Raw genomic sequence first — 25,781 nt, forward strand, 5'->3', positions numbered from 1 at the left:
ATGAATGGAACGGTTCACAGGGTGCAAACCGTGCGGATCAGGTGGCGTTCGCAACAAGACACACCCCTGCCAAACCAACCGCGCAATGCGATTGGAGCAACATGGGGTGGATAAGCGAATACTGGAAGGCACGCAACTTGAGCCCCTAACTACCGGCCCGCGGGATCAAAAACCACCGCACACCGGAGCAATTGCGCACGCTCCGCGCCACCTAGCGCCTAACCATTCTATTGGCTGGGGCAGATTAAGACCAATCCGCGCCAATGCAGTGCACCACGCCCACCCCGGCGCGCCGTGCCGCCGTCGTCCTCCCCCAGCTCCTCCCCGCCCAACTAGGTGACAGCTATCTCACAAAATCCGGCCTGGAACGTGCGATAAGTGTCACTCAGTTGGGAGCGGAGGGGGCGTGGAGGGTGGGCCAGCGGGCGGAGAGGGCATCGCCGGAGGAGACGCCGCGCAGGCGGCGGCTGATCCACGGGCCCACGTACTCCTTGGTCCAGGCGGCGTTGGCCCGCAGCTGCTCGGCCGGCGACAGCAGCGGCAGCGGGGCCAGTTCGGGCAGTTCCAGCTCGTCCTCGCGCTCCAGCACGCGCAGCACGCGGTTGGCCATGTTGATGTGCCCGGCGGTGGACATGTGCATGCGGTCCTCGCCCCACATCCGCCAATCGTTGTATTCCTCGAAGCGCCAGTAGTCCACCAATGCGGCACCGTGGTTGTCCGCCACCTCGCGCACCAGCTCGTTGTAGATGGCCGTGCGCCCGCGCATGGCAGAGAAGACGCTGGAGGTCTTGGCGTCGAAGCCGGTGAAGATCAGCACCTCGGCGCCGGTGGCGGAGAGCTTGGCGACGGCGTCGTCGTAGCGGGAGATCATGGCGTCAATGTCCACGCGGGGGCGCAGGATGTCATTCACCCCGGCGTAGATGGTCACCAAGGTTGGTTTCATGGCCACGGCGGCATCGATCTGCTCCGTGAGGATCTGGTCCATCTTCTTGCCGCGGATGGCCAGGTTCGCATAGCCAAAGCTGCCGTCGGCGCCGTCGGCCAGCACCTCGGCGACACGGTCCGCCCAGCCGCGCACGCCGTTGGGCAGGGCGGGATCGGCGTCACCCAGACCCTCGGTGAAAGAGTCGCCCAGAGCGACGTAGCGTGCCGAAAAATCCACGGTGACCTCCACTGCTTTGAACTGGCTACGCTTATCCTATGATCTCCGCCCCCACCCGCCGTCCCGTGGACGCATCCCAGCCGGCGGGAGGGCCCGGCACCCCATGACCCAACAACCAGTTGCTCAACGAGGAGCACCTGCCGAGACCTCCATTTGGAGCCCCCAATACCGCAAGGCCACCATCGGGCTCTTCGGTCTGGGCTTCATGGTGGCGTACTCCGTGGCCGCCATCACCACAGCCATGCCCAAGGCGGCGGCCGAGCTCAATGGCCTGCCGCTGTACGGGCTGGCCTTTGCCGTCACCATGGCCACCTCTGTGGTCTCCATGGCCGTTGCCGCGCTCTGGATCGACCGCGCCGGGCCGCTCAAACCGCTGCTCACCGGCGTGGCGATCTACGCCATCGGCCTGCTGCTGGCCGCCGGCGCCCCCACGATGGAGATCCTGGTGGGCGCGAGGGCCCTGCAGGGCATTGGGACGGGGCTGGACAGTGTGGCCCTGTACGTGGTGATCGCCCGCGTCTTCCCCGCGCAGCTGCGTCCACCCATGTTCGGTGCCCTGGCCGCCGCCTGGCTGCTGCCCTCCATCGTTGGCCCGGCCATCAGCGGACTGGTCACGGACCACTTCGGCTGGCGCTGGGTGTTCGTCTCCGTGCCCGTGCTCGCGGTGGCCGCCGCCGCCCTGGCGTACTCCGGGATCCGCGGGGCAAAGGTCAATGTGCCCCTTCCCGCCGACGACGGCGCCGCGCCGGGGCCCGCCGTCCGGCGCGCCGCCCTGCGCAAGCCCCTCTGGGCCGCCGCAGCGGCAGCCGCGGTGCTAGCCCTGGGCGACGCCAGCGCCCGCGTTCAGCCCTGGTGGGTGCCGGAACTGCTGCTGGCCATTGCCGTGCTGGCCTTCGCGGTGCCCCGGCTGCTGCCGCGCGGCACATGGCTGGCCCTGCGCGGGCTGCCATCGCTGGTGCTGATGCGCGGGCTGGTCGGCACCGCCTTCACCGTGGCGGATGTATACCTCCCGCTGTATATGATCGAGCAACGCGGCATGCCAGCCTGGCTGGCGGGGTTGTCCCTGACCGTCAGCGGCGTGACCTGGTCCATCGGCGCCTGGATGGTTGGCCGCGGGATGATCGGCCAGCGCAGGGCGCTGGTCCTGGGCTCCTTCGGCGTGTTCGCCTCGGTGGGCGTCGTGGCCCTGGTGCTGCTGCCGGGCATGCCCGTGTGGCTCGCCTGGGTGGGCTGGACCATCGGCGGACTGGCCATCGGCTGGTGCTACCCCACGCAATCCGTTCTGGTGCTGGAGAAGTCCGCGCCGAGCGAGCAGGGCAGCAATTCCTCCGCCCTGCAGCTGAGTGAAACCCTCACCACCTCCGCCTCGCTGGGCGTGGTGGGTGCCGTCTTCGCCTCGCTGATCGGGATGGGCAACCTGGGCTACGCCGTGGCGTTTGGCGTTTCCGCCGCGATGGCCGGCGGAGCCTGGGCCGTGGCCCGCCGCGCCTACCACTAGGCCGCCATGTCCAGCGCTTCACCGGCCGCTGCAAGGCGGGCGTAGGCGCCGCCGGCCGCGAGCATCTCGGCCGGGGTGCCGCGCTCAACGATCGCGCCGCCGTCGAGCACCACCAGCTGCTCCGCGGCCTCCACCGTGGAGAGCCGGTGCGCGATGGTCAGCGTGGTCCGGCCGTGCGCCAGGGCGTCGAGCGCCTGCTGCACGGCGGCCTCGGTGGTGTTGTCCAGGGCGGATGTCGCCTCATCGAGCACCAGCACGCGGGGGTCGCGCAGAATGGTCCTGGCAATCGCCAACCGCTGTTGCTCACCCCCCGAGAAGCGGTGGCCGCGGGCACCCACCACCGTGTCGAGCCCCTCGGGCAGGGACGCCACCAGGGCGGCAATCTGTGCCGCCTCCAGGGCGGACCACAGCTCCTCATCCCCTGCCTCCGGGGCGGCCAGCAGCAGGTTTTCGCGGATGCTGGCGTGGATCAGATAGGTCTCCTGGGAGACCACCCCCACCAGCGCCGCCAGATCCTCCGGCGCCAGCTCCCGCACGTCGATGCCATCGATGCTGACCCGGCCGGCGGTGGCATCGTGCAGCCTAGGCAGCAGCGAGCCCAGCGTGGACTTGCCCGAGCCGGTGGCGCCCACCACTGCCGTCGTCGTACCGGCGGGCAGCAGCAGGTCGATGCCGCGCAGCACCTCCGGTCCGCCGTCGTAGGCAAAGGACACGCCCTCGAAGCGGACCTCGCCGCGCATCCTGGCCGGCTCCACGGCGCGCGGTTTGGCGGGGGCCGGGACCTCCGGCACCAGGTCCAGGTATTCAAAGATGCGGCTGAACAGGGCCATCGCACCCACCCACTGCACACCGACGTTCAACAGGCCCATGATGGGCCGGAAGATGGTGCTCTGCAGGGCGGTGAACGCCACGATGGTGCCGATGCTCATCCCGGCGGCACCGGGCAGGCCGGCAGCCAGGTAGACGGCGGCGGGGATCGCGGCGAAGACCACGGACATGGTGGCCATCCGCCATTGCCCGGCCAGCTGGGAGCGCATCTCCAGATCGATCAGGCGCTCGGAGCTGGCGGTGAAACGGCCGGCATCGCGGGCGGTGGTGCCAAGGGTCTTGGCGAGCCGGACGCCAGAGATCGACAGCCCCTCCTCCACCTGCGTGTACATGCCGGCGAGTTCGCGCTGCCGGGCAGTGGTGATGTCGCGGCGCATCAGGGCCACACGGCGCGAAAACCAGATGGCCGGCGGGATGACCACCAGCGAGAGCAGGCTCAGCTGCCAGGACAGAGCCACCATGGCGATGGCCGTGGCGACGGCGGTGGTCAGATTGGCCGCGATGGAGGTGGCCGTGGACGTCACCACCGATTGCATGCCGGAGATGTCGTTGCTCAGCCGCGACTGCACCTCTCCCCCGCGGGTCCTGGTGAAGAAGGCCAGCGATTGACGCTGCAGATGCGTAAAGAGTCGCGTGCGCAGCGTGTGCATGACGCGCTGGCCCATGGCGGTGGCCATCCAGGTCTGCACCACGCCGATGACCGAGGTGGCGGCGGCGACGGCAACGAGCCCGCCGGCGAGGTACGCGAGCAGGCGCAGATCGCGGTTGGGCAGGGCCTCATCGATGATGTGCCGGATGAGGAACGGCTGGGCCAGCGAGATGATGCTGGAAAGGGAAATAAGGAGCACGACGACGGCGATGGCCGCCTTGTGCGGGGAGAACAGGGCCGCGATGCGGCGCAGGCTGACCGGATGGCGCTCCAGCTGGGAGCGGTCGGCGGGGTTGACGCGCGCCGGGCCGCGGCCGCCGGCGTTGCCGCCTCGGGCCATTGCGTCGCGCGGGGTGCCCGATTGGGCGGGGGAATCGGCATGAAGGATCTCTGCCAAATGCACCACCTCCTTGGATAAAGGTGTGCGGGTGCGGGTTCGCGCCCGTTAATACAGAGGTTACCTCACTATGTGGCTGCCTGTCAATAGTTCCAAATCCTCGACTACTGTTGAATCCATGACTGAACAGCCGCACACCGCGGGCGACGCCGATCTTGGCGAGCTCTTCCACGCCGCCTTCCGTGGACTGCGGCGCACTTGGGCCGAACAGCTGGCACCGTGGGGTTTGACACCGCACCAGTGGCGGGCCCTGGCCACGCTGGAACGCGGCGGGCCGCCCGCCGAACGCGGTGGAGGGCCTGGCGGCGACGGCGGCGCTGGAGGTCCCTGCCCCACGGAGGCGCCGCCGTCGGGCCTTAGGGTGAAGGACCTGGCTGAAAGGCTGCGGATCGCCCCGCGCTCGGCCACGGAGGTGGTGGACCAGCTCGAAGCCAAGGGCCTGCTGGCCCGCACGCCCGATCCGGCGGACCGCCGCGCAACCCTGGTGGCGGCCACGGAGGCCGGCCGGGCGCTGTTCGACGACGTCGGCTCCGCCCGCCGCGGCAAGGCCACCGAATACTTTTCCCGGCTTCCGGAGTCCGACAGGGCCGAGCTGGCCCGGATCCTCGCCGCCCTGGCCGCCCCCGAGGGTTCTGCGGCGTAGAAGGTGTAGAAAATGCACAAGGGAGCATGAATGCCGCCGGGGAACATGCGTGGACATGTTCCCCGGCGGCATTCATGCTCCCGGGTGCGGCGCCCGTCGGCGACGGCGGCTGCGGGCCGCGCAGATCCTAGCTGCGCTGGGCCTTGCCGAGCCGCCAGTAGCCCATGAAGGCCACGGAGTTCCTGTCCATGCCGACGTCACGCACCAGGTAGCGCCGCAGTTCGCGCACGGCGGCCGCCTCGCCGGCGATCCAGGCGTAGAGGCCGCTGCCCACGTCGGCAGGTTCGGGGGTTTCCCACAGGATGTCCGTGTCCACATCCACGGCCTCCGGCTCATCGCCCAGATCGCAGGCCGCCGGGGCAAGCACCCGGCGGACGGCCTCCTGCAGCGGTGCCCCGTTGGGGTTCCCGCCCCGGGCCAGCCAGGAAATCTGGATTCCGGAGTCGGTGGCCAGGTCCAGGAAGTCTTCGGCGCAGGGCACCTCGAGGATGGCGTGCCCCGTAGTGGCGGCGGGCAGGGTTTCCAGGATTGCGGCGATCGCGGGCACGGCCGTCTCGTCCCCCACCAGCAGCAGGCGCGAGGCACCCCCGGGGGCGAACTCGATGCCCAGGCAGTCGCCGGCACGGACGTCGGGGCCGATGAGGGTGAGTCTGTCCCCCGGCGCAGCCGAGGCAGCCCACAGCGCCGCCGGGCCGGAGCCGCCGTCCAGGTGCAGCACAAAGTCCACGTCCAGCTCCGCGGCCACGGCCGGGACGCCGTCGATGCCCGGGGAGCCGGAGCGGAACCGGCGCACGGTGTAGGTCCGCATGAACCCGCGGGTGTCCGCGTCCATGGCCAGCCACTGCTGGTACCAGCCCTCATCCATCGAGCCGAAGTCCGGCAGCGGGAAGCCGGACGAGGGAATCATCACCTTGATGCGCAGATCCAGGGTCTGCCCGGCGGCGTTGGAGCCAAAGTAGTCCAGATCGCCCCCGGTGAAGGTGATCCGCAGAAAGTGCGGCGAGAGCTTCTGCACGGCCGCAACGGACACCTCGAAGGCGCGGATGGGGCGGATGGTCTCCGGCTTGACGGCGGTGGCGCTCATGCGGGGATTCCTTCGACAGTGGAGACAGTGGAAACGGGGGAAACGGGTGCGGGAACAAAGGAGGGGGCGGTGGGAGCGGCGATCCGGCGCCCGGCGCGGCCCAGCGGCACCACCAGCGGCGTGCCCGAGACGGGATCGGCCACCACCAGGGATTCCAAGCCAAAGACCTCCTGGACCAGTGCGGCATCCAGCACGTCCGCCGGATCCCCCTGGGCGATGATGCGCCCGCTCTTCATGGCAATCAGGTGGTCGCCGTAGCGGGCCGCAAGGTTCAGATCGTGCAGCACAATGGCCACGGTGGTGCCGCGCGCGGCGTTCAGCTCCGCCACCAGATCCAGCACCTCCACCTGGTGGGCCAGGTCGAGGTAGGTGGTGGGCTCGTCCAGCAGCAGGATGTCCGTCTGCTGGGCCAGGGCCATGGCGATCCAGACGCGCTGGCGCTGCCCGCCGGAGAGTTCATCGATGCTCCGCGTGGCCAGCTCCAGCGTGCCGGTGGCCTCAAGCGCTGCCGCGACGGCGTCGTCGTCCTCGCTGCTCCACTGCCTGAACCAGCCCTGGTGCGGGCTGCGGCCGCGGCCCACCAGCTCGGCCACGGTGATGCCCTCCGGTGCTGTGGGCGTCTGGGGCAGGATGCCCAGCTGCCGGGCCAGGGTCCGGGTGGGCATCCTGTGGATGTCCTTGCCGCCCAGGACGACGACGCCGGAGCTCGGTTTGAGCAGCCGGGCCAGGCCGCGCAGCAGGGTGGATTTTCCGCAGGCATTGGCGCCGACGATCATCGTCACCTTGCCCTCGGGCAGCTCGACCGAGAGGTCGTCCACGATGCGGCGGTCGCCGTAGCCCAGCGAGAGCCCGCGGGCACCCAGGGTGCCTTCGCTTGGTCCTGTCATCTCAGCCTCCTTGGCTGTTGCGGTTGGTGTTGATCAGCAGCCAGAGCAGGAACGGTGCTCCGAGCGCCCCGGTGACCACGCCCACGGGCAGGGCTGTGGGCAAAAGATTGGCCGCGATGAAATCTGCGCCCAGGACGATCGCCGCACCCACCAGCGCGGCCATCGGCAGCGACGGCGCACCGCCGTTGAGCCGCTTGGCGATGGGGCCGGAGAGGAAGGCGACAAAGGAAATGGGACCGGCCGCTGCGGTGGCCAGGGCCGCCAGCAGCACGCCCAGCACGGTGAGCGCGAGCCGCCCCCGGGGAACATTGAAACCCAGGCCCGACGCCGTGTCCTGGCCCAGCTGCATGCCGCCCAGGCTGCGGGCCAGGAGGAATGCCACCGGCAGCAGCACCACCAGCGAAACGGCCAACACCGAGGCGCGCTCCCAATTGCTGGAGTTCAGCGAGCCGGCCAGCCAGATCATGGCGGACTGGGCGTTGTTGATGTCCGCCCTTGCCAGCATGAAGGTGACGGCGGCATTCATGAAGGCCGCGGCACCGATGCCCACCAGGATCAGCCCCGAGCCGCCGCGCCCGCGCGCCAGCAGGCTGATCAGCAGGGCCACCACCAGGGCTCCGGCGATGGCGGCCACCGACACCGTGGCGCCCGCGGCACCGAAGAACACGATCGCGGCAACGGCCGTGGCGGAGGCTCCGTAGCTGATGCCGATGATGTCCGGGCTGGCCAGCGGGTTGCGCAGCATGGTTTGGAAGATGGCGCCGGACAGGCCGAAGGCCACGCCCGCCAGCAGGCCGATGACGGCGCGCGGCAGCTTGTTCTCCATCACGATGAAGCTGGCACCGGGGATGTGCTCCCCCGCCAGCAGCCGCGCAAAGTCAGGGATGGTGATGGTGTAGCTGCCCAGCAGGATGTCCACGACCAGCAGGCCCAGCACCAGCAGGGCCAGGGTGCCGGTGGCCGCCAGGCGGCGGCGGCGCGGGCCGCGGCGGAGGTTGCGGACGGCGCTGCCGCCGGGCGCGCGGGCCACGATGGGGGTCGCTGGCGTGCTCACAGGGCCGCGCTCCGTCCGCGGCGGACGACGGCGATGAACACCGGTGCGCCGATGAAGGCGGCCAGGATGCCGGCGGGGATTTCCGCCGGCATCAGCAGGACGCGGCCCAGCACATCGGCAAAGAGCAGCACGGCCGGGGCTGCCACCAGGGACAGCGGCAGCAGCCAGCGGTAGTCCGGGCCCACCAGGGCGCGGAGCAGATGGGGCACCACCAGCCCGATGAAGGCGATGGGGCCGGCCAGTGCGGTGGCGGAGCCGCAGAGCAGCACGATGCCCACGGCGGAGACGGCACGGCCAAGACCCGGGCGCTGGCCCAGCGACCGGGCCACATCGTCACCGAGCGAGAGGTTGTTGAGCAGCTTTCCGGTGAAAAGCAGAATCACCATGCCCACCGCCATGAACGGCGCCACCGTGCCAATGGATTCCCACGACTTCCCGGCCAGCGCGCCCACCTGCCAGCGGCGGAACAGCTCCAGCGAATCCTGGCTGCTGAGCAGCAAGGCACTCATGATGGACACCAGACCGGCCGACACCGCGGCACCGGCCAGCGCCAGCTTCACGGGGGTTGCCCCCTCGCGGCCCAGGCTGGCGACGGAATAGACCACGACGGCGGCCACGGCGGCGCCGGCAAAGGCGAACCAGATGTAGCTGGAGACACTGGCGGCGCCGAGGAAGAAGATGGCCGCGACGACGGCCAGCGAGGCGCCGGCGTTGACGCCCAGGATCCCCGGATCGGCGAGTGGATTGCGGGCCAGGCCCTGCATGGCCGTGCCGGAGAGGCCCAGCGCGGCACCCACCAGCAGGGCCGCCACAGTCCTCGCGATGCGCGAAATGACCACGGCATGGTCCCCGTTGGCGGCGTCGGGGTTGGCCAGGGCATCGAGCACGACGGGCAGCGGCACATAGCGCGCCCCCACGGCCAGCGAGGCCAGGACAAGCAGGCCAAGGACCACGACGGCGGCCACCGCCCACACCCGCTGGGCAGCCGGCCGGCGGGCGCGCCCCACGGCCGCCGCCGCGGGATTCCCCGCAGCGGCGGCCGTGGACGCCACGGTGCCCGGCGCCGTCGTACTCGTTGCCATGATGGAGGCTAGGCCTTGTTGGCCGCGTCGCCGAGCTGCGGGAGGAACTTCTCCAGCGCCCAGGGCAGGCTCAGCGGCGAGGAGGCCGAGATGGCCAAGGTCAGCGTCTGGTCCGAATCGGCGACGAAGGCACCCTTCTTGACGGCGGGGATCTGGCCCAGCAGCGGGTCGGCCACGATGGCTTCCTTGGTGGAGCTGTCCGGGACCCAGCTGACGAAGACCTGGGAATCGAGCTCGTTGGCCTTTTCCGCGGACCACTCGATGTAGAAGCTGTCGGCCGTCTGGTTCTTCTCGACCACGGGCGCCAGCTTCATGCCGATGCTGGAGAGGAACTTGGGGCGGTTGTCGTCGGCGGTGTAGACGTTGACGCCGTCGGCCTTGGCCGGCTCCAGGTTGCCGTAGATGAAGGTCTTGCCGGCGATCTGCGGGTACTTCGCGGCCTCGGCCTTGATGGTCGCCTCGGTGGCGGTGATCAGGCTCTTGGCCTCGGCGGACTTGCCCAGTGCCGTGCCGATCATGGTGGTGGCATCTTCCCAGGAGGTGCCCCAGGCCAGCTTCGGGTAGGCAACGACGGGAGCGATCTTGCTCAGCTTGTCGTAGTCCTCCTGGCTCAGGCCGGAGTAGGCGGCCAGGATGACATCCGGGCTGGTCTTGGCGATCTCGGTGAAGTTGATGCCGTCGGCCTCGGAGTACTGGGCCGGGGCCTTGGAGGTGCCGATGGCTGCGCCGGCCTTCTCAAGGGCGGCGTCCTTCCACGGGGTGGAGCCCTTGTCGTTGGCACCCCACTCATCGGTGGGCATGCCGACCGGAACCACGCCCAGGGCCAGTGCCACATCGGCGTTGACCCAGGCAACGGTGGCCACGCGGGCGGGGGCGGACTTGATAACCGTCTCACCAAAGGCGTGCTTGATGGTCACCGGGAAGGCGTCGGCAGCACCGGCCGCCGTGGTGGCTCCGCCCGTTCCAACGGCCCCGGTGGAGCATCCGGCCAGCGAAACGCCAGCGGCAGCGATGGATGCCAAAAGTCCGAGCTTGAGGCCCTGTCGGCGCGAAAATTCCACGATTTCTCCTAGGTGCATGGTGCGTGAGGGCGTGCTAAGTTATGCAAGCCTTACCTAGGGTACCCGATGAAATCATTCATTACGAAACATGTTTATGCGCTAATTGATTCCTGTGAGTGCTCCGTTAGTTCCTGTGAGGGCCGCGCCCTTTGGGACAAACCGTCTGCAGCTTGCCAGACTTAATCGAAGCCACGGCAAGGAGAGCTACACAATGACCAGGCAGCGCAGCCCGCGACCCGGCGCAAACAAGATTCCCAGCGCATTCAAGTCCAACAAGCGCGTGCGCCTGGGCCTGGTCGGCATCATGGCGCTGCTGATGGTGATCTCCGGGCGGCTCGTGGTGATCCAGGGCCTCGACCTGGACGGCATGGCCCAGGAGGCCACCGCCCAGCGCACAGTGGTCACCAAGCTCCCGGCCACCCGCGGCAAGATCCTCGATGCCAACGGCAACGTCCTGGCGGAGAGCATCATCCGCTACAACATCACCGCCTCGCCGCGGAACAACACCGAGGCCACCGAGTTCAAGCGCCGCAACGCGGCCGGCACGGTGGAGACCATCAGCCGGGACCAGGGCATCCGCGAACTGGCCGATGTGCTGAACATGTCAGAAGCCGACGTCCGCACGGCCGTCACGGGCGATACGGACTTCATGTACGTCGCCAAGGGCGTCACGCCCGACATCGAATCCAAGGTCGCGGCCCTGCGCGTGCCCGGCATCTACTCCGAGCCCCTCAGCGAACGGACCTACCCCCTCGGCGCCGTCGGCGGCGGCATCGTCGGGTACCTCAACGACTCCGGCGGCGCAGGCATCGAACAAACCATGAATGACGAACTGACGGGCACCGAGGGCAGCCGCACCTACCAGCGCGGCGCCAACGGCATCGTGATTCCGACGGCGCCGGACACCGTGGTCCCGGCGGTGGACGGAAAGTCGGTGAAGCTGACCATCAACTCCGACATCCAGTACTACGCCCAGCAGGCCATCAGCGACCAGGTGGCGAAATTCGGCGCCCAATGGGGCAACATCGTGGTGGTCGAGGTGAAGACCGGCAAGGTGCTGGCCCTGGCCGAGGACCACATGGTGGATCCCAACGAGCCCTGGGCCACCGACGCGAAGGACCGCGGCGTGCGCTCCGTCAGCGCCGCCGTCGAGCCCGGCTCCACCCAGAAGACCATCACGGCCGCGGGCGCCATCCAGGAGGGCCTGATCACCCCGCTGTCGCACGTCCTCGTGCCGCCCAGCTATACGGTCAACGGCCAGACGTTCCAGGACGCCTCCCCGCACGGCACCGAGCAGCGCACCTTTGCCGGCATCATCGGCGACTCGCTGAACACCGGAACGGTGATGGTGGGCCAGAAGCTCACCCCGGACCAGCGCTACGACTACCTGCGCAGGTTCGGCGTCGGGGAGGCCACGGGCATTCCCCTGCCCGGCGAAAGCTCCGGCATCCTGGCCAAACCGGAGGACTGGGACGGCCGCCAGGAATTCACAGTGCTCTTCGGCCAGGGCGTCTCGCAGACCCCGCTGCAGACGGCGATGGCGTACCAGACCATTGCCAACAACGGGGTGCGGCTGGCCCCGCAGCTGATCGATTCCTACATCGATCCGGACGGCACCGAGCACAAGGTGCCGCAGGCACCCGGCACCACGGCCGTGAGCCCCCAGACGGCGGCCCAGGTGAAGGACATCCTGGAAAGCGTTGTCACCGCCGGCGGCGCCAAGGACATCAAGGTTCCCGGCTACCGCATCGGCGGCAAGACGGGCACCGCCGAGGCGCCCGCCGAGAACGGCGTCGGCTTCTCCGGCTACACCGCTTCCTTTGCCGGCATCGCCCCGATGGACGATCCGCAGTACGTGGTGCTGGTGACGGTGCAGCGCCCGCAGGGAAACATCTACGGCATCTCGCAGGCCCCGGTCTTCAACAATGTGATGGGGCACGTGCTGCGCAGCAACAACGTTCCGCCGTCCACCACGCCGTCCGTGGCGCTGCCGCAGTTCTACGAGTAGGGGCTTGGACTGCGCCTACGGTGAAGGAGTGCGCAGGATCCAGTGGTCCTCCTGCAGCCGGCCGACCACCTTGCGCCCGATCCGGGCCAGATCGGCGACGTCGCGCGCGTCAAGGGAGTCGAACACCAGACGGCGGACGTGGGCCACGTGCAGCGGCGCCAGCTCTTCCACCAGGGCCATGCCTTCGTCGGTGATGGACGCCGCCGTCACCCGGGCATCGGAGGGATCGGCACTGCGGGCCACCAGTCCGCGGGCCGCAAGCTTCTTTGCCACATGGGAGAGCCGGGACAGTGAGGCGCTGGTGCGCGCGGCGAGCTCGCTCATCGGCAGCCGCCGCTCGGCCGACTCCGAGAGCATCGCGAGCACGTTGTAGTCGAACAGGGACAGCTTCCCCAGCCGCACCAGCTCCGCATCCAGGGCTGCCGGCAGCAGCGTGGTGGTGGACAGCAGCGCCAGCCAGGCCGCGCGTTCGTCGGCACTCAGCCACTGTGTAGGTTCTTCCGCTTCTCCCATACCAAGCATCTTTTCACGCGCCGGCGCCCGTGTGCCGCCGGGGGTGGATTGCGTCATTCAACGAAACACTTGACGCTTCAAGTATTCAAGCGTATGTTTAGTTGTAGATTCAGTTGAAGCTTCAACTAAACAACCTTCTCCACAAGGACACTCCCGTGAAGAACTTCCTCGCAACCCTCTTCGGAAAGAAGCAGAAAATGGCTAACGTCACCATCATCGGCAACGGCAACATGGCCCGCGGCATCGCAACCCGTGCCATCGCAGCAGGCCGCACTGTCCAGATCCTCGGCCAGGATGCCGCCAAGGCCCAGACCCTCGCCGCAGAGCTGGGCGCCGGCACCACTGCGGGCACCACCGCCGAATCCCCCGCGGGCAGCATCGTGGTTCTGGCCGTTCCGTTCGACGCCGCCAAGTCCGTTGTCACCACCTACGGCGGCGCGCTGGCCGGCAAGACCATCGTGGACATCACCAACCCGGTCAACTTCGCCACCTTCGACTCCCTCGTCGTGGAGCCGGGCAACTCGGCCGCCGAAGAGATCGCAGCGCTGGCTCCGGCCGGCGCCGACGTCGTCAAGGCCTTCAACACCGCCTTTGCCGGCACCCTGGTGGCGGGCGAGGCCGAGGGCCAGACCCTGGACATCTTCATTGCCGGCGACAGCGAGGCGGCCACGGCTGCGGTCAGCTCGCTGGTGGCCGACGGCGGCATGCGCCCCATCGTGGCCGGTGGCCTGAAGCGCTCCCGCGAGCTGGAGGGCTTCCAGTTCCTGGTCATGACCCTGCAGGCCAACCCCGCCTTCGAGACCTTCAACTGGAACACCGGTCTGAAGATCGTCGGCTGACAGCCGCTGCGTTTTCTGCGCCCGTTTGCGGGTTCCGCCACCGTGCACCGGTGTCGAAACCCGTGAGCGGGCGCATTTTTCGTTGGGGACTCAGGCCAGTTTGTCCGAGAGGAACTCCAAGGTGCGCGACCACGCGTCGTCGGCGTCGTCTTCGCGGTAGGCTGCGGCGTTCGTGTCATTGAAGAAGGCGTGGCCGGCATCGGGATAGACGACGGCGGTGAAGTCCACGCCCGCTGCCTTCATGGACTCGCGCAGAGCCGGAAGGGTGGCCATCAGCCGCTCGTCCTTCTCCCCGTAGAAGGCCAGCACCGGGGCGGTGATGCCGCGCAGCTGCTCCGCGGTGAAGTCCGCGTGCCCGTAGAACGGCACCGCCGCCTTCAGCCGCGGCTCGGCAACGGCCAGGGAAAAGCTGTAGCTCCCGCCAAAGCAGAAGCCGACGACGCCGACCAGGGAACCGATGGACTCGAGCCCGTTGAGGTGCTCGAAGCAGGCCTGGACGCCGGCCAGCGCCTTCGCGGCAAAGTCCGGGGCCCGCATCGGGGCCATGAGCTCGCGCAATTGGGGCTGGATCTCGTTGCGTCCCTGCGGATCCTGCATCTTCTCCTGCAGATCCGCCAGCACCGACGGACTAGGCCCGGCACCGTCCAGCAGGTCCGGAGCCAGCACCAGATACCCCTCGGCGGCAAAACGGTCCGCCACGTCCTTGATGTGGTCCACCAGGCCCCACACCTCGTGGAGAACTATCAGGCCGCCCTTCAGCGGTACGGCCTCGGCATGGCGGCCGTGGTGCCAGCCGGGCGGCCCCTTCAGGTACGCCGAAACGCCGCCGGACAGTGTGATCATCTCGCCCATGCAGTGATCATCACATCCCCCTTCGGGGAAAGCTAGAGGAAAAGCTAGGGTTTGGCTCCGCCGTCGAGCCTGCCGTCGTCTTCGATGAACCGGGGCCGGCCGGCCAGCAGGCCGAACACCGCGCAGCCCGTGCCAATGACCAGGAACATCACTCCGGCGGCAGCGAATCCCCCGGTGGCCGCGTGCAGCTGGCCCACCAGCAGCGTCCCCACCGAGCCCACGCCGTAGCCCACGCCCTGCATCATCCCGGACAGGTGCGCGGCGGTGTGGGCGTCGCGGGTGCGCAGCACAATCATGGTCAGGGCCACGGCCGTCAGGCTCCCCTGGCCCAGGCCCAGGAGGGCTGTCCAGAGCCAGATCCCCTGCATCGGGCCGAAGATGCTCAGCGCAAACCCGGCCCCTGTCATCAGCGCCACCGTGGCGTTCAGCCAGCTCTGCCGCCGCAGCTTCACGGCCAGCGCCGGGGCCAGCAGCGAGCCGCCCATCTGCAGCACGATGGACACGGCCACAATCGCACCGGCCGTGCCGCCGTCCACTCCGCGGCTGCGCAGGATCGGCGCCAGCCAGGCGAAGACGCTGAAGGACATCATGGCCTGCATGGTCATGAAGCCGGTGATCTGCCAGGCGGTGCGGGAGCGCCACACACTGGGGCCGGTGGCCGCCAGGGCACGGCGCGCATGCCGCTGCTTCAGCGCGACGGGCGTCCACACCAGGGCGGCGAGCGCGGCCGGGATGGCCCAAAAGCCCAGCGCCCACTGCCATGAGCCCGTGGCCTCGTAGATGGGGTGCGTGAATCCGGCGCCGAGCGCCGCCGCGGCGCAGATGGACATCGTGTACATGCCGGTCATCAGGCCCAGCCGGTGGGCGAAGTCGCGCTTCACCAGCCCGGGCAGGAGGACGTTGACGATGGCGATCGAGGCACCGGCGGCAAAGCTGCCCACCAGCAGCGCCGGCACCTCGCCGATGCCGCGCACCACCAGCCCCAGGGTCAACAGCGCCATGGCGCCCAGCAGCGTCCGTTCGGCGCCAAAGCGGCGCGCCAGCCCCGGGGCCACCGGGGCAAAGACGCCCAGCAGTGTCACGGGGACCGTGGAGAGCAGGGCCACCAGCGCCGGTGCCATGCCGGTGGCTGCGGTGGCCTCCTGCAGGACGGCGGCGAAGCTGGAGAACACGGTGCGCAGGTTCAGCCCGCACAGGATCAGGGCGACGGCGATGTAGAGCAGGCTGAGCCCGCGGCTGGTGGCGGTGGGTTCCGGCGCGGGGACCTCGTCCACCTCCGCGTCGACAAGCATGCCGCCCGCGGTGGCGTCGGTCAGCTTGGGAAGGCCGGGTTTGTCATTGCTCACGGTTCCGGTCCTAGCCAAGGTCCAGCACGGCACGGCGCACGGCGGCGCTGAGCTGCATGGCCCGCCCCGTCGTCCCGCCCAATTCGCACCAGCGCGGGACATAGCCAAAACCGACCTCGTAGTGGGGGTCCGCGTAGCCCAGCGCACCGTTGGCGCCGTCGTGCCCAAAGGCACGGGCAGAGCCAAAGTCCACCCGGTTGTGGGACTTCATGAAGACCACGGCAAAGGCGCTCTCCTGGCTGAAGGTGCGGTCCCAGCCCCAGACCTGCTCCTCGCTCATGGCGGCGATGGTCGCCGGGGCCAGGAACGGCTCCGACCCCTCGACGCCGGTGCTCGCGGCGGCGTAGACCCGGGCCAGTCCGCGGGCGGAACCGACGCCGGCGCCGCTGGTGCTCCCGCCGGCGCGCACCTGGCGGTTGTTGGGCAGGTCAAGAATGTTGCCGGCGGCCACATTGGCCGAAATTCCGGTGATCGAGGCCGGGTCGATGAACGGCGCATTCGGATCCACGCCGAAGAGCACGGGCTTGAAGCGCTGTTCCTCGTCCTCGGGCAGGCCCAGGAACATGTCCACCTCGAACGGCGCGCGGATCCGCTCCTCGTACACCTCCTGCAGCGTGCGCCCGGTGGTGCGGCGGCAGAGCTCCTCCATCAGCACGCCCATGATCAGCGCGTGGTAGCCAAAGGCCTTGCCCGGGCGCCACAGCGGCACCATGCCGGCCAGCCGCGCGGCCAGCGCGGGGACGTCGTTGTAGTCCTCCACCACCACGCCGCCGGGCAGCCCCACGACGCCGGCCTGGTGGCTGAGCAGCTGCCGGACGGACAGCACGTCCTTGCCATGCTGCCCAAACTCGGGCCAGTAGCTGGTGACCTTGGCATCCAGATCCACCACGCCGTCCTGCACCAGCAGGCTGAAGGCCAGGGCGGCCACGCCCTTGGAGCAGGAGAAGACGCCGGTGATGGAATCGGCGTCGAACTCCGGCCCGCCCACCAGATCCAGCACGGGGACGCCCTGGTGGTAGACAGCCAGCTGGGCGCTGTAGGCCGGGTCCGCCGCCAACATGGCGTTGAACAAGGTGCGGACGGACTCGAAGGGCTCGGTGGCCATTCCCTGGGCAGGCTCTGTCATGCCTTCCAGCTTAAGGGAACCCCCGGCATTTGCCCGCGGCGGAACCCGTCGCAGAACCGGTGCCGGAACCCGCCGTCGAACCGTCCGATGGACCCATAGCCGCCCGTGCCGCCCGCGCGTAGCATGGGGACAACCGCCGGGCCACCGGGTCCGGGCCGGGAGCACGCCGGTGCCACGGAAGGGGCCGCAATGAGCACCAAGGTTGATGGAACGGGCGCCACCGTCACGGCCGAACAGGCCCGGAAGGTGGCGGAGGAGGCCCGGGAGAGCAGCTGGAGCCGGCCAAGCTTCGCCAAGGGGCTCTATCTGGGCCACTTCGACCTCTCCCTGATCCACCCCCATCCCGAGCCGGGCCCGTTCGACGTCGAACGCGGCGAGGCATTCCTGGCCGAGCTGCGCTCCTATTGCGAAACCCTGGATTCCGCCCGGATTGAACGCGACGCCAAGATCCCCGATGAATACCTCGCCGGCTTGGCCCGGATTGGCGTGTTCGGCATGAAGATCCCGCGCGAATACGGCGGACTGGGCCTCACGCTGCTCTACTACGGCCGTGCGCTGGCCCTGCTGGGCACCGTCCATCCCTCCTTTGGCGCGCTCGTCTCGGCACACCAGTCCATCGGGGTGCCGGAGCCCGTGAAGGTGTTCGGCACCCCGGAGCAGAAACAGCAGTATCTGCCCCGCTGCGCCGCCGGCGCCGTCACCGCCTTCCTGCTCACCGAGCCGGACGTGGGCTCGGACCCGGCCAGGCTGGCCTGCGCTGCCGTGCCAAGCGAAGACGGCAGCGAGTACGTGCTGGACGGCGTCAAACTCTGGACCACCAACGGCGTGATCGCCGAGCTGGTGGTGGTGATGGCAGTGGTCCCCCCGCATGCCGTGTCCGACGACGGCGTGGCGTCCGGGCAGAGCGCCAAGGGCGGCATCACGGCCTTCGTGGTGGAGGCCAACTCCCCCGGCATCACCGTGGAGCACAGGAACTCCTTTATGGGCCTGCGCGGCATTGAAAACGGCGTCACCCGCTTCCACCAGGTCCGCGTCCCGGCGGCCAACCGGCTGGGCCGGGAAGGGCAGGGGCTGAAGATCGCCCTCACCACCTTGAACACCGGGCGCCTGTCGATCCCGGCCATGTGCGCCGGAGCCGGCAAATGGTCGCTGAAGATCGCCCGGGAATGGTCCAATGCCCGCACCCAGTGGGGCCGGCCGGTGGGCAGCCACGAGGCCGTGGGCAAGAAGATCGCCTTCCTGGCCGCCACGACATTCGCCTTGGAAGCCGTCTTTGAACTCTCCGCCTCCCTGGCGGACGCGGGCATGAAGGACGTGCGCATCGAGGCCGCTCTGGCCAAGCTGTGGTCCTCCGAGATGTCCTACCGCTGCGCGGACGAGCTGGTGCAGATCCGCGGCGGGCGCGGCTATGAAACCGCGGCGTCCCTGGCGGCCCGCGGCGAGCGCGCCGTCCCCGCCGAGCAGCTGCTGCGCGATCTGCGCATCAACCGCATCTTTGAGGGCTCCACGGAGATCATGCACCTGCTCATCGCCCGCGAGGCCGTGGACGCCCACCTCAATGCCGCCGGCGACCTCGCTTCGGCCACGGCCACGCTGGCCGAAAAGGGCCGGGCCGCGGTGTCCGCCAGCGGCTTCTACGCCAAATGGCTCCCGAAACTGGCGGTCGGCAAGGGCCAGGATCCGCGCGCCTACAACGAGTTCGGCCCGCTGGCCAAGCATCTGCGCTTTGTGGAGCGCGAATCCCGCCGGCTGGCCCGCCAGACCTTCTACGGGATGGGGCGCTGGCAGGCCAAGCTGGAGCGCAAACAGGCCTTTCTGGGCAGGATCGTGGACATCGGCGCGGAGCTATTCGCCATGGCCGCCTGCTGCAGCCGGGCCGAGATGATCCGGATCGAGGATCCCATCAAGGGCCGGCACGCCATCGAACTGGCCGAGGCCTTCTGCGAGCAGTCCCGGCTGCGCGTCGCCGAGCTCTTTTCCAGCCTGTGGGAGAACACCGACGACGGCGATGCCACCCTGTCCGCCGCCGTCCTGGCCGGCGACTACCGCTGGCTTGAGGAGGGCATCATCGACGTCTCCGAGGGCACCGGACCGTGGATTGGCGACGCCACCCCCGGCCCGTCCACCCAGGAGAACCAGCACCGCACCTACCGCTGAACAATCGTCCGGAACGCACTTCTTACGCGGCCGTAACACAGGCGCAATCTTGCCCCGGCAGACTGGAGCCATGGCCCGGACGGGCCACAGCACGCAAAGCCAGGGAGGTGCGTCATGTCCATCGACATCCCCATCGGAACATCCCGCGAAGAACAGGTCACCCGCGTCCGCAGCCTCGCCCCCTTGCACCGGGGCGATCTGGTGGAGGCCAGAATCCTCGATATGGTGGTCCACCGCGGCAGGGTCTACGAAACCGCTCCCGGAATCGGCGCCCTGTGGATCACCAAGGAGGGCACCGGCGAGCGCAAGCTCCTGCACCTGGAGGAATTCAGCATCTGGCTGGTCCTGGTCGGATAGCAACCCGGTCCATGAGACCGTTCCGTAACCACCATTACGTCTTCATTGCAGTCCCAAGACACGCGGCGCCGTCCCTGCGCCGCGTGTCTTGCGCGCCGTAGCGTCTGAGATCCACACAGCGCACGCGGCCGGGCTTGAACCGGCGGATGGTGAGGAGAACCGCCATGGACAATCCCATACTGGTCAACGATCTGCTGGTCTATTCCGGAACCCTGCTGATCGGGGTGCTCATCTTCGCCGTCATCGCCGTCTCATTCCTGGGCATGCTGCTGGTGGCGCTGGCCGCCCGCGGCGTGCAGATGGCAGTGGTTCCGCTGGCCTATGCGCTGCGCCGCCCCTGGGTGCTGTCCAGCGCGGCACTGAAGCCGCCGGCATTCGACGACTCGTCATGGACGGCAATGGATCGTAGCGAGGCTTAACGCCGGGCAATGCCCGGAAACACAGCTGGCAGCCCGCACTCCACCCCGCCTATCCTGCAAGGGCGTGGTGTGCCCGAGAGGCCAGGGAGCGGTCTGCAAAACCGCGCACGCGGGTTCGAATCCCGCCACCACGTCCGATCGCAAGGGCTTCCACACCGGCGGCACCAGGTTCATCCGCCATGGTCTCTATGGGTCGGCTTGTTCGGCAGTGCGCTCCAGGAATCGGCCCGACCGCTGAAAGTCACGGACGAGGAGCGCAATGCCGATCACGAGGGCCACCACGCAAATAGCCATCAGCCACGCCATCAAGTCGTCACCTCGGGTGAAGAAACCCACGGCTTGGGGGATGAAGAGGAGTGGAAGCGCCGGTGCCAGGATCAGCTGCGTGGCAATGCTTTTCCGCAGTTGCACCGCAGCACCCCGAGACACCTCACGATGGTCTGAATCAAAGGGTTCCGTTCCGATGATCTGACGGCGGATCCTTTTCTGTTCCTCGTCCTGCAGGGAAAGCACCACTGCGACCCTGCCCACCTGGGCTGCTGGCGCCACCTTCTTCGCGTTGTAGACCAGCCCTCCGACAAAGACACCAAGTCCGGCAAGGGCAACCCCAAACATCAGGTATGAAGCCCAGTCCGCCGAGCCTCCTCCAAAAGCCAGGATTCCGCCCGCAGTTCCGACCGCCAGGAGAATGGCCAACCCGGCAGGAAAATAACGTGTGTAGTAGGTCTTCACGGCCACGCTCAGACCGTTGTCCGCCAACCCCTGTGCTCTTCCGGCCGCTTTAACCCAACGGTCTCGGGGCTCCGCCATGAGACCGTCAATTCCGCTCATCGTCTTCTCCCGTTTTGCAACCGATGCCGAGACGCCGGAAAGTCCTCTGGATTCTTCCCGTCCCGACCCTTAAATCCTGAACCGTCCACCCCCATAAGCCAATCGTCGGGTCTGGGGAAAATCCGCGGCACCTGTTCCCCTCGGTCTTTGCCCACGCTATTCCCGCACGGACGGGCCGTTAAACAGGCAGGACCCGGCGGATTCCGCCGGGTCCTGCCTGGAAAATGCTGCCGCTGCTAGTCGGCGGTGCGCACGATGTGGACGTCGCACGGGGCGTTGTGGGCCACCGTGTTGGCGACGGAGCCGAGCACACGGCCCAGACCCTGCATGCGTACATTGCCCACCACGATCATGGTGGCGCCCACGCGCTCGGCCTCGGCAATGAGTGCCTCGGCCGGCTTGCCCTGGACGGAGGAGTACGTGGTGGTGACGCCGCCGGTGCCCAGCTCTGCTGCAACACTCTTGGCCACCTTGGCGGCCTCGTCAGCGGTGGAGAGGAACCACTCGTCGTTGCCGATTTCCACCTTTTCCGTCCGGTCCTGGCCGTAGGCGGTGACAACGCTCAGCGTGGCATCCAGTGCCTTGGCCAGGTCGGCAGCCGTGCGGGCAGCCTTCATGGACGTTTCGTTGCCATCGACACCAACAATGATGATTCCGCTCATGATTTGTTCCCTTTCGTGGGGCTAGTGGATCTTGGTCACTACCTTAGACGCACAAGGGCCTCCCGGGCGCGGAATCACGCTGTGACGTCGGCCAAGAGCTCCAGCACATGCCGGTAGTCGGATCCGGTGGCCCGGGTCATGCCGAGCTCGCAGGTGCGGTTGCAGGAGGCGTGCGCCGTGGCGTCCATGCCGGCCACCTCCGCCGCCTGGGCCGCCGTGGCGGAGGCCGTCAGCTCGGGGTGCAGCATGCCGCGGTCCCCCGCATAGGCGCAGCAGCCCCAGTTCTCCGGCACCTGGACCGTGTCCGCCACCGCACTTGCCACCGTTTCCAGCGCCGGGTTCAGACCCATCCGGGTGGAGGAGCAGGTGGGGTGCAGCGCCAGCGAGTCGATCCGCTGCCAGCTGGATCCATCGCCCAGCGCGGGCAGGATGCGCTCGGCGGTGAACTGCACGGCGTCCACCACCCGCAGCGGCCGGCGCCCCGCCACCACCTCCTCGCTTTCGATGGTGTGGATCAGCCCCTCGGTGCAGGAGGAGGCGTCGCAGATGATGTCCAGTTCGCCGTCGTTGGTTGCCTCCCTCAGCACGGCCAAGGTGCGCTGGTGCATCTGCGCCAGCCCCTCGGCCATGCCCTTGGAGGACCAGGGCGTTCCGCAGCACAGGGAGTCGATGCCCTCAGGCACCAGCAGCTCGATCCCGGCGCGTACGCTGAGCTGCTCAAAGCTGAGCTGCACGCCCGGGGTCGAGTCGGCGGCCGGGCCGAACATGGCATTCACGCAGGCTGGGAAGTACACGGCCGACGGCGTTCCGGCCGGGGCCGGGCGGCGGCGCTTGGCCCCGCCTCCGGGCAGTTCGGCGGAATAGAGCGGCACGGTGTCCTCGCCCAGCACCGCGCGGGCCAGCTTGTTGGCCGGAAGCACGACGGCGGCCGGCACCTTGGCGACGACGCTGAGGGCCAGCCCCGCGCCGCGCGTCACGCCGCCCCAATTGCGCGCGGCGGTGGACCACACCGCCTTCTCAACCCGGCCGGCGTCGTCCTCGCGCAGATGCTTGACCAGCGATCCGGTGTTGATGTCCACCGGGCAGGCGGTCTGGCACATCCCATCCACGGCGCAGGTCTGCACGCCGTCGTAGTTGTACTCGCGCTTGAGCCGTTCGGCCAGCTCCGTGTGGCCGTCCAGCCGGGCCTGCGCCATGTCGCGCAGCGTGACAATGCGCTGGCGCGGGGTGAGCGTGATGTCCTTGCTGGGGCACACCGGCTCGCAGTAGCCGCAGGAGACGCAGCGGTCCACCTCGGCGTCGACGGCGGGTGGCGCCGGCTTGATGTGCCGCAGATGCGCGGTCGGGTCGTCGTCCAGCAGCACGCCGGGGTTCAGCATCCCGGCGGGATCCAGCAGCACCTTGATCCGGCGCATCACCTCGTACAGCTCATCGCCGTACTGGCGGCGCACAAACGGGGCCATCACGCGTCCGGTGCCGTGCTCGGCCTTCAGCGAGCCGCCCTCCCCCAGTACCAGGTCAACCATGTCCTCGGTGAAGGCGGCGTAGCGGTCCAGCTCTGAGGCGCTGGCGAAGCGGTCGGTGAGCATGAAGTGGATGTTGCCGTCCTTGGCATGCCCAAAGATGACGGAATTCTCGTAGCCGTAGCGGCCAAAGAGGACGGAAAGCTCCGTGCAGGTGCGCCCCAGCGCGGGCACGGGAACCACCACATCCTCCAGCAGCGCCGTCGTCCCCTGTGGGCGGGCGCCGGCCACGGAGGTGTACAGGCCCTTGCGCAGATGCCACAGCCCGGCCCGCGTGCCGGAGTCGGCGCTGAACGACGCCGGGGCGCCAAGGCGCAGGCCGCCCACCAACGCCGAGGCGCGCTGTTCCAGCTCGGCCAGGGCGTCCACCGAGTCCGCCTGGTACTCCACCAGGAAGGCCGCGTGGTCCACCACGTTCAGGTCGCGGACGACGCGGGGCACCTGGGTCAGCCCCTGGCCCACCTTCAGCGAGAGCGAGTCCATCAGCTCCACGGTGGCGGCACCGCTGTCCACCAGTGCGGGCAGGGCGGCGTTGGCTTCCTGAAGGTTGTTGAAGACCAGCAGCCCGGCGGTGGCCTGGGGCAGTTTCGGCACGGTGCGGAAGACGGCCTCCGCCACAAAGCCGAGCGTCCCCTCGCTGCCGACAATCAGGTGGGCCAGCATCTGCGCCGGGCTGTCGAAGTCCAGCAGCGAATTGATCCCGTAGCCCATGGTGTTCTTCATGGCGAACTGCGCCTCGATGGTCCGCACCGATTCCGAGTTGGACACCACGCGCCGCCGCAGTTGCAGCAGCCCGTCGAAGATCTCCGGCTCCAGCGCGCGAAGGCGCTCATCGGCGTCGTCGGCTCCCGTGTCCACCACCGTGCCGCTGGGCAGGACGACGGTGAGAGATTCCAGCGTCCGGTAGACATTGTCGGTGGTGCCGCAGGCCATGCCGGAGGAGTTGTTGGCCACCACGCCGCCGATGGTGCAGGCGGCCTCGCTGGCCGGATCCGGGCCGAACTTGCGGCCGTAGCGGGCCAGCCGGGCGTTGAGCGTGCGCACCGTGACACCGGGCTGTACGCGCACCCGGGCGCCGTCGTCGAGCACCTCAATGCCGCGGAAGTGGTGGCGGACGTCCACCAGCACACCGTCGGTCACGGCCTGCCCGCTCAGGCTGGTTCCGCCCGAGCGCAGGGTCAGCGGCACCCCCTGCTCGGCGCTGGCCCGCAGCAACCGGCCCACCTCCGCGGCATCGGTGGGCACCACCACGGCCTGGGGCAGCAGCAGGAAATGGGAGGCGTCGTGGGCGTTGGCGTGCAGGTCCAGGGCGCGGGTCTTCACCTGCCCGTCCGTGGCGACGGCGGCGCGCAGCACGGCGGCCAGATCCGTGGGCTGGGAGGTGGCAGTGGAGTCCAAAGTGGTGGCGCGGGTCATGTCCGAGATCATGCCAGAATTAGGATTGTCTGACAAGTACACAATCACTTATGAACAACCAGTACACCTGTCTGACAGAATGGAACCCCCACAGGAAGGCAGCCCCCATGGTGCAGCGCGTTTCAGCAACATCCATCGTCGAGGCGGTCGGCGACGACCTGCGCGCCCGGATCCTGGCCGGCACACTGACCGCCGACGTGGCCGTGACGGAGATGGAGGTCGCTGGCAGCTACGACGTCGCCCGGCCCACCGCCAAAGCGGCCATCGAGAAGCTGGTGGGCGAGGGCCTGCTGGTGCGCAGCAACCACAAGAGCGCCCGCGTGGCAGTGCTTGGACCCGATTCCGTCCGCGACATCTACCTCGCACGGGCGTACTTGGAGAGCGAGGTGCTGCGCCGCCTGGCTTCCACCGGCACCGTGCCCGCGGCGGCGGTGGCAGCCAATGCCGAGCTGGCCGCCCGCGCGGGCGAAGGGGACCTGGCCATGGTGGATCCGGATATGCGCTTCCATACCGCCCTGATCGACGCCGTGGGCAATGAACGCACCTCGAGGATGTACCGATCCTTGGTCAGTGAAGTCCGGCTCTGCATGACCCGGGTGCAATCGCTGCATCTGCTCGATCCGGAGCTGATCCACGGCGAACACCAGCAGATCCTCGACCACCTGGCCGCCGGCCGCGGGGCCGAGGCCGCCAACGTTTTGGATGCGCACCTGGCGACGGCCCGGGAGCGGCTGGCGGGGGCGCTGGAAAGCCGGGTTCTATCGACTGTCCCGGAGGAAAGCGCCGCGGTATAGCCGCCATCTTCGTTCGGCCGTGACGGTGGATTTGGCGCCATTTGGCAGCGTTCTCTGGGACCTCGGGGCGCCTTGGCCGATGCACAGACCATCACGACCTATATCCGCAGCAAGTAAGTCCTCTTCTTGCTGATCTGCCAATCGCGGGCGGGTCGATTTCCGAGCGTAGCCGATCAACTTCGTCACGACACTCCGGTGTCTGGCAGCTAATAAATAGCACTGAGATTCAGCGACAGCGTTTCGACACATGGTTATGAGAATCTCCGCCAGCAGCGTACTGCCGTTCCTTTTGTCATTTTTCGAAGTCGTCTGCACGGAATGGCCGAAGCCGTCTGCACAACTCCGTATGGTCTTTGGATGCTGATCGCCGGCCACGGCACATTCCTGCCCGGCCATGCCAGCCGGCGCGGATCCGTGGCAGCCGTAGTCCTCGCTGATTCACGTTAGGCGACGCCGTAGAAGTGGTGCAGACGACTTCGAAAAATGACACTTGAGTCTCCTCGGTTGCAGAGTCATTTTCCACCTTCACCTACAGTCGACAAGCGGCCGACGAGTACAGGCCACTACGGCCTATTTGCCGACGGCCGTGGCCA

22 protein-coding genes and 1 tRNA gene are annotated in these 25,781 nt (G+C 68.4%); 9 read left to right on the forward strand and 14 right to left on the reverse strand.

Annotated elements, in window-relative coordinates:
• Positions 1–385 precede the first annotated feature (385 nt).
• On the reverse strand, positions 386–1,162 hold the full coding sequence (locus K254_RS0115720; protein WP_026556180.1) for an SGNH/GDSL hydrolase family protein: 777 nt from the start codon (positions 1,160–1,162) through the stop codon (positions 386–388).
• A gap of 103 nt (positions 1,163–1,265) precedes the next feature.
• Here K254_RS0115720 and K254_RS23575 point away from each other — a divergent pair, with 103 nt between their 5' ends.
• Positions 1,266–2,660, forward strand: coding sequence for an MFS transporter (locus tag K254_RS23575; protein ID WP_081710186.1), 1,395 nt, complete (start codon positions 1,266–1,268; stop codon positions 2,658–2,660).
• On the opposite strand, the gene K254_RS0115730 is transcribed toward K254_RS23575, so the two are convergent.
• Entirely contained in the window at positions 2,657–4,477 is a 1,821-nt protein-coding gene (locus K254_RS0115730; RefSeq protein WP_035750710.1) for an ABC transporter ATP-binding protein, read from the reverse strand. The genes K254_RS23575 and K254_RS0115730 overlap by 4 nt on opposite strands.
• 175 nt (positions 4,478–4,652) lie before the next feature.
• On the opposite strand from K254_RS0115730, the gene K254_RS0115735 reads away from it, so the two are divergent.
• Positions 4,653–5,177 (forward strand): MarR family winged helix-turn-helix transcriptional regulator, encoded by a 525-nt coding sequence (locus K254_RS0115735; protein WP_026556182.1) that lies wholly within the window; start codon positions 4,653–4,655, stop codon positions 5,175–5,177.
• Between the two features lie 127 nt (positions 5,178–5,304).
• Here K254_RS0115735 and K254_RS0115740 read toward each other — a convergent pair whose 3' ends face one another.
• Genes K254_RS0115740 through K254_RS0115760 form a run of 5 tightly spaced genes read right to left on the reverse strand, consistent with a single transcriptional unit; the run spans position 5,305 to position 10,345 of the window.
• On the reverse strand, positions 5,305–6,261 hold the full coding sequence (locus K254_RS0115740) for a siderophore-interacting protein (protein WP_026556183.1): 957 nt from the start codon (positions 6,259–6,261) through the stop codon (positions 5,305–5,307).
• Positions 6,258–7,148 (reverse strand): ABC transporter ATP-binding protein, encoded by an 891-nt coding sequence (locus K254_RS23580; protein WP_081710187.1) that lies wholly within the window; start codon positions 7,146–7,148, stop codon positions 6,258–6,260. The genes K254_RS0115740 and K254_RS23580 overlap by 4 nt, the downstream gene beginning before the upstream one ends.
• A 1-nt stretch (position 7,149) precedes the next feature.
• Complete coding sequence (locus K254_RS0115750; protein WP_051389284.1) at positions 7,150–8,202, reverse strand: iron chelate uptake ABC transporter family permease subunit; 1,053 nt, start codon at positions 8,200–8,202, stop codon at positions 7,150–7,152.
• Positions 8,199–9,284, reverse strand: a complete 1,086-nt coding sequence (locus K254_RS0115755) for a FecCD family ABC transporter permease (protein ID WP_026556185.1) — start codon at positions 9,282–9,284, stop codon at positions 8,199–8,201. The genes K254_RS0115750 and K254_RS0115755 overlap by 4 nt, the downstream gene beginning before the upstream one ends.
• Before the next feature lie 8 nt (positions 9,285–9,292).
• Complete coding sequence (locus tag K254_RS0115760; protein WP_231391880.1) at positions 9,293–10,345, reverse strand: iron-siderophore ABC transporter substrate-binding protein; 1,053 nt, start codon at positions 10,343–10,345, stop codon at positions 9,293–9,295.
• A 211-nt stretch (positions 10,346–10,556) separates the two neighbouring features.
• Between K254_RS0115760 and K254_RS0115765 the strand changes: the two genes are divergently transcribed.
• On the forward strand, positions 10,557–12,353 hold the full coding sequence (locus tag K254_RS0115765; RefSeq protein WP_051389285.1) for a peptidoglycan D,D-transpeptidase FtsI family protein: 1,797 nt from the start codon (positions 10,557–10,559) through the stop codon (positions 12,351–12,353).
• A 15-nt stretch (positions 12,354–12,368) separates the two neighbouring features.
• On the opposite strand, the gene K254_RS0115770 is transcribed toward K254_RS0115765, so the two are convergent.
• Positions 12,369–12,866: a MarR family winged helix-turn-helix transcriptional regulator gene (locus K254_RS0115770; protein ID WP_026556188.1), complete on the reverse strand. Its 498-nt coding sequence runs from the start codon at positions 12,864–12,866 to the stop codon at positions 12,369–12,371.
• A gap of 197 nt (positions 12,867–13,063) precedes the next feature.
• Between K254_RS0115770 and K254_RS0115775 the strand changes: the two genes are divergently transcribed.
• A complete protein-coding gene (locus tag K254_RS0115775) occupies positions 13,064–13,705 on the forward strand; it encodes an NADPH-dependent F420 reductase (protein WP_026556189.1) in 642 nt (213 codons plus the stop codon).
• Positions 13,706–13,795: 90 nt separating this feature from the next.
• Here K254_RS0115775 and K254_RS0115780 read toward each other — a convergent pair whose 3' ends face one another.
• The 3 genes from K254_RS0115780 to K254_RS0115790 form a co-directional block, all read right to left on the reverse strand.
• Positions 13,796–14,557: a dienelactone hydrolase family protein gene (locus K254_RS0115780; protein WP_026556190.1), complete on the reverse strand. Its 762-nt coding sequence runs from the start codon at positions 14,555–14,557 to the stop codon at positions 13,796–13,798.
• A gap of 44 nt (positions 14,558–14,601) precedes the next feature.
• The gene (locus K254_RS0115785; RefSeq protein ID WP_051389488.1) at positions 14,602–15,849 is read right to left on the reverse strand and encodes an MFS transporter; all 1,248 of its coding nucleotides are present in this window, start codon (positions 15,847–15,849) and stop codon (positions 14,602–14,604) included.
• Between the two features lie 64 nt (positions 15,850–15,913).
• Positions 15,914–17,029 (reverse strand): serine hydrolase domain-containing protein, encoded by a 1,116-nt coding sequence (locus K254_RS0115790; protein WP_081710189.1) that lies wholly within the window; start codon positions 17,027–17,029, stop codon positions 15,914–15,916.
• A 189-nt stretch (positions 17,030–17,218) separates the two neighbouring features.
• On the opposite strand from K254_RS0115790, the gene K254_RS0115795 reads away from it, so the two are divergent.
• The 4 genes from K254_RS0115795 (at position 17,219) to K254_RS0115815 (ending at position 20,096) form a co-directional block, all read left to right on the forward strand.
• Entirely contained in the window at positions 17,219–19,186 is a 1,968-nt protein-coding gene (locus K254_RS0115795) for an acyl-CoA dehydrogenase family protein (protein WP_026556193.1), read from the forward strand.
• A gap of 114 nt (positions 19,187–19,300) precedes the next feature.
• The gene (locus K254_RS0115800; RefSeq protein WP_051389286.1) at positions 19,301–19,543 is read left to right on the forward strand and encodes a hypothetical protein; all 243 of its coding nucleotides are present in this window, start codon (positions 19,301–19,303) and stop codon (positions 19,541–19,543) included.
• A gap of 164 nt (positions 19,544–19,707) precedes the next feature.
• On the forward strand, positions 19,708–19,962 hold the full coding sequence (locus K254_RS0115810; protein ID WP_026556195.1) for a hypothetical protein: 255 nt from the start codon (positions 19,708–19,710) through the stop codon (positions 19,960–19,962).
• A 63-nt stretch (positions 19,963–20,025) separates the two neighbouring features.
• Positions 20,026–20,096: transfer RNA gene (locus tag K254_RS0115815), tRNA-Cys, on the forward strand.
• 52 nt (positions 20,097–20,148) lie between these two features.
• On the opposite strand, the gene K254_RS0115820 is transcribed toward K254_RS0115815, so the two are convergent.
• From K254_RS0115820 to K254_RS0115830, 3 genes are all read right to left on the reverse strand, one after another.
• On the reverse strand, positions 20,149–20,793 hold the full coding sequence (locus tag K254_RS0115820; RefSeq protein ID WP_026556196.1) for a hypothetical protein: 645 nt from the start codon (positions 20,791–20,793) through the stop codon (positions 20,149–20,151).
• 236 nt (positions 20,794–21,029) lie between these two features.
• The gene (locus tag K254_RS0115825) at positions 21,030–21,455 is read right to left on the reverse strand and encodes a universal stress protein (protein WP_026556197.1); all 426 of its coding nucleotides are present in this window, start codon (positions 21,453–21,455) and stop codon (positions 21,030–21,032) included.
• Positions 21,456–21,529: 74 nt separating this feature from the next.
• On the reverse strand, positions 21,530–24,394 hold the full coding sequence (locus K254_RS0115830) for an FAD-binding and (Fe-S)-binding domain-containing protein (RefSeq protein WP_081710190.1): 2,865 nt from the start codon (positions 24,392–24,394) through the stop codon (positions 21,530–21,532).
• Positions 24,395–24,501: 107 nt separating this feature from the next.
• Here K254_RS0115830 and K254_RS0115835 point away from each other — a divergent pair, with 107 nt between their 5' ends.
• A complete protein-coding gene (locus K254_RS0115835; RefSeq protein ID WP_026556199.1) occupies positions 24,502–25,188 on the forward strand; it encodes a GntR family transcriptional regulator in 687 nt (228 codons plus the stop codon).
• Positions 25,189–25,781: the final 593 nt, after the last annotated feature.

Source organism: Arthrobacter sp. 35W, from assembly GCF_000482545.1.
Taxonomy (GTDB): domain Bacteria; phylum Actinomycetota; class Actinomycetes; order Actinomycetales; family Micrococcaceae; genus Specibacter.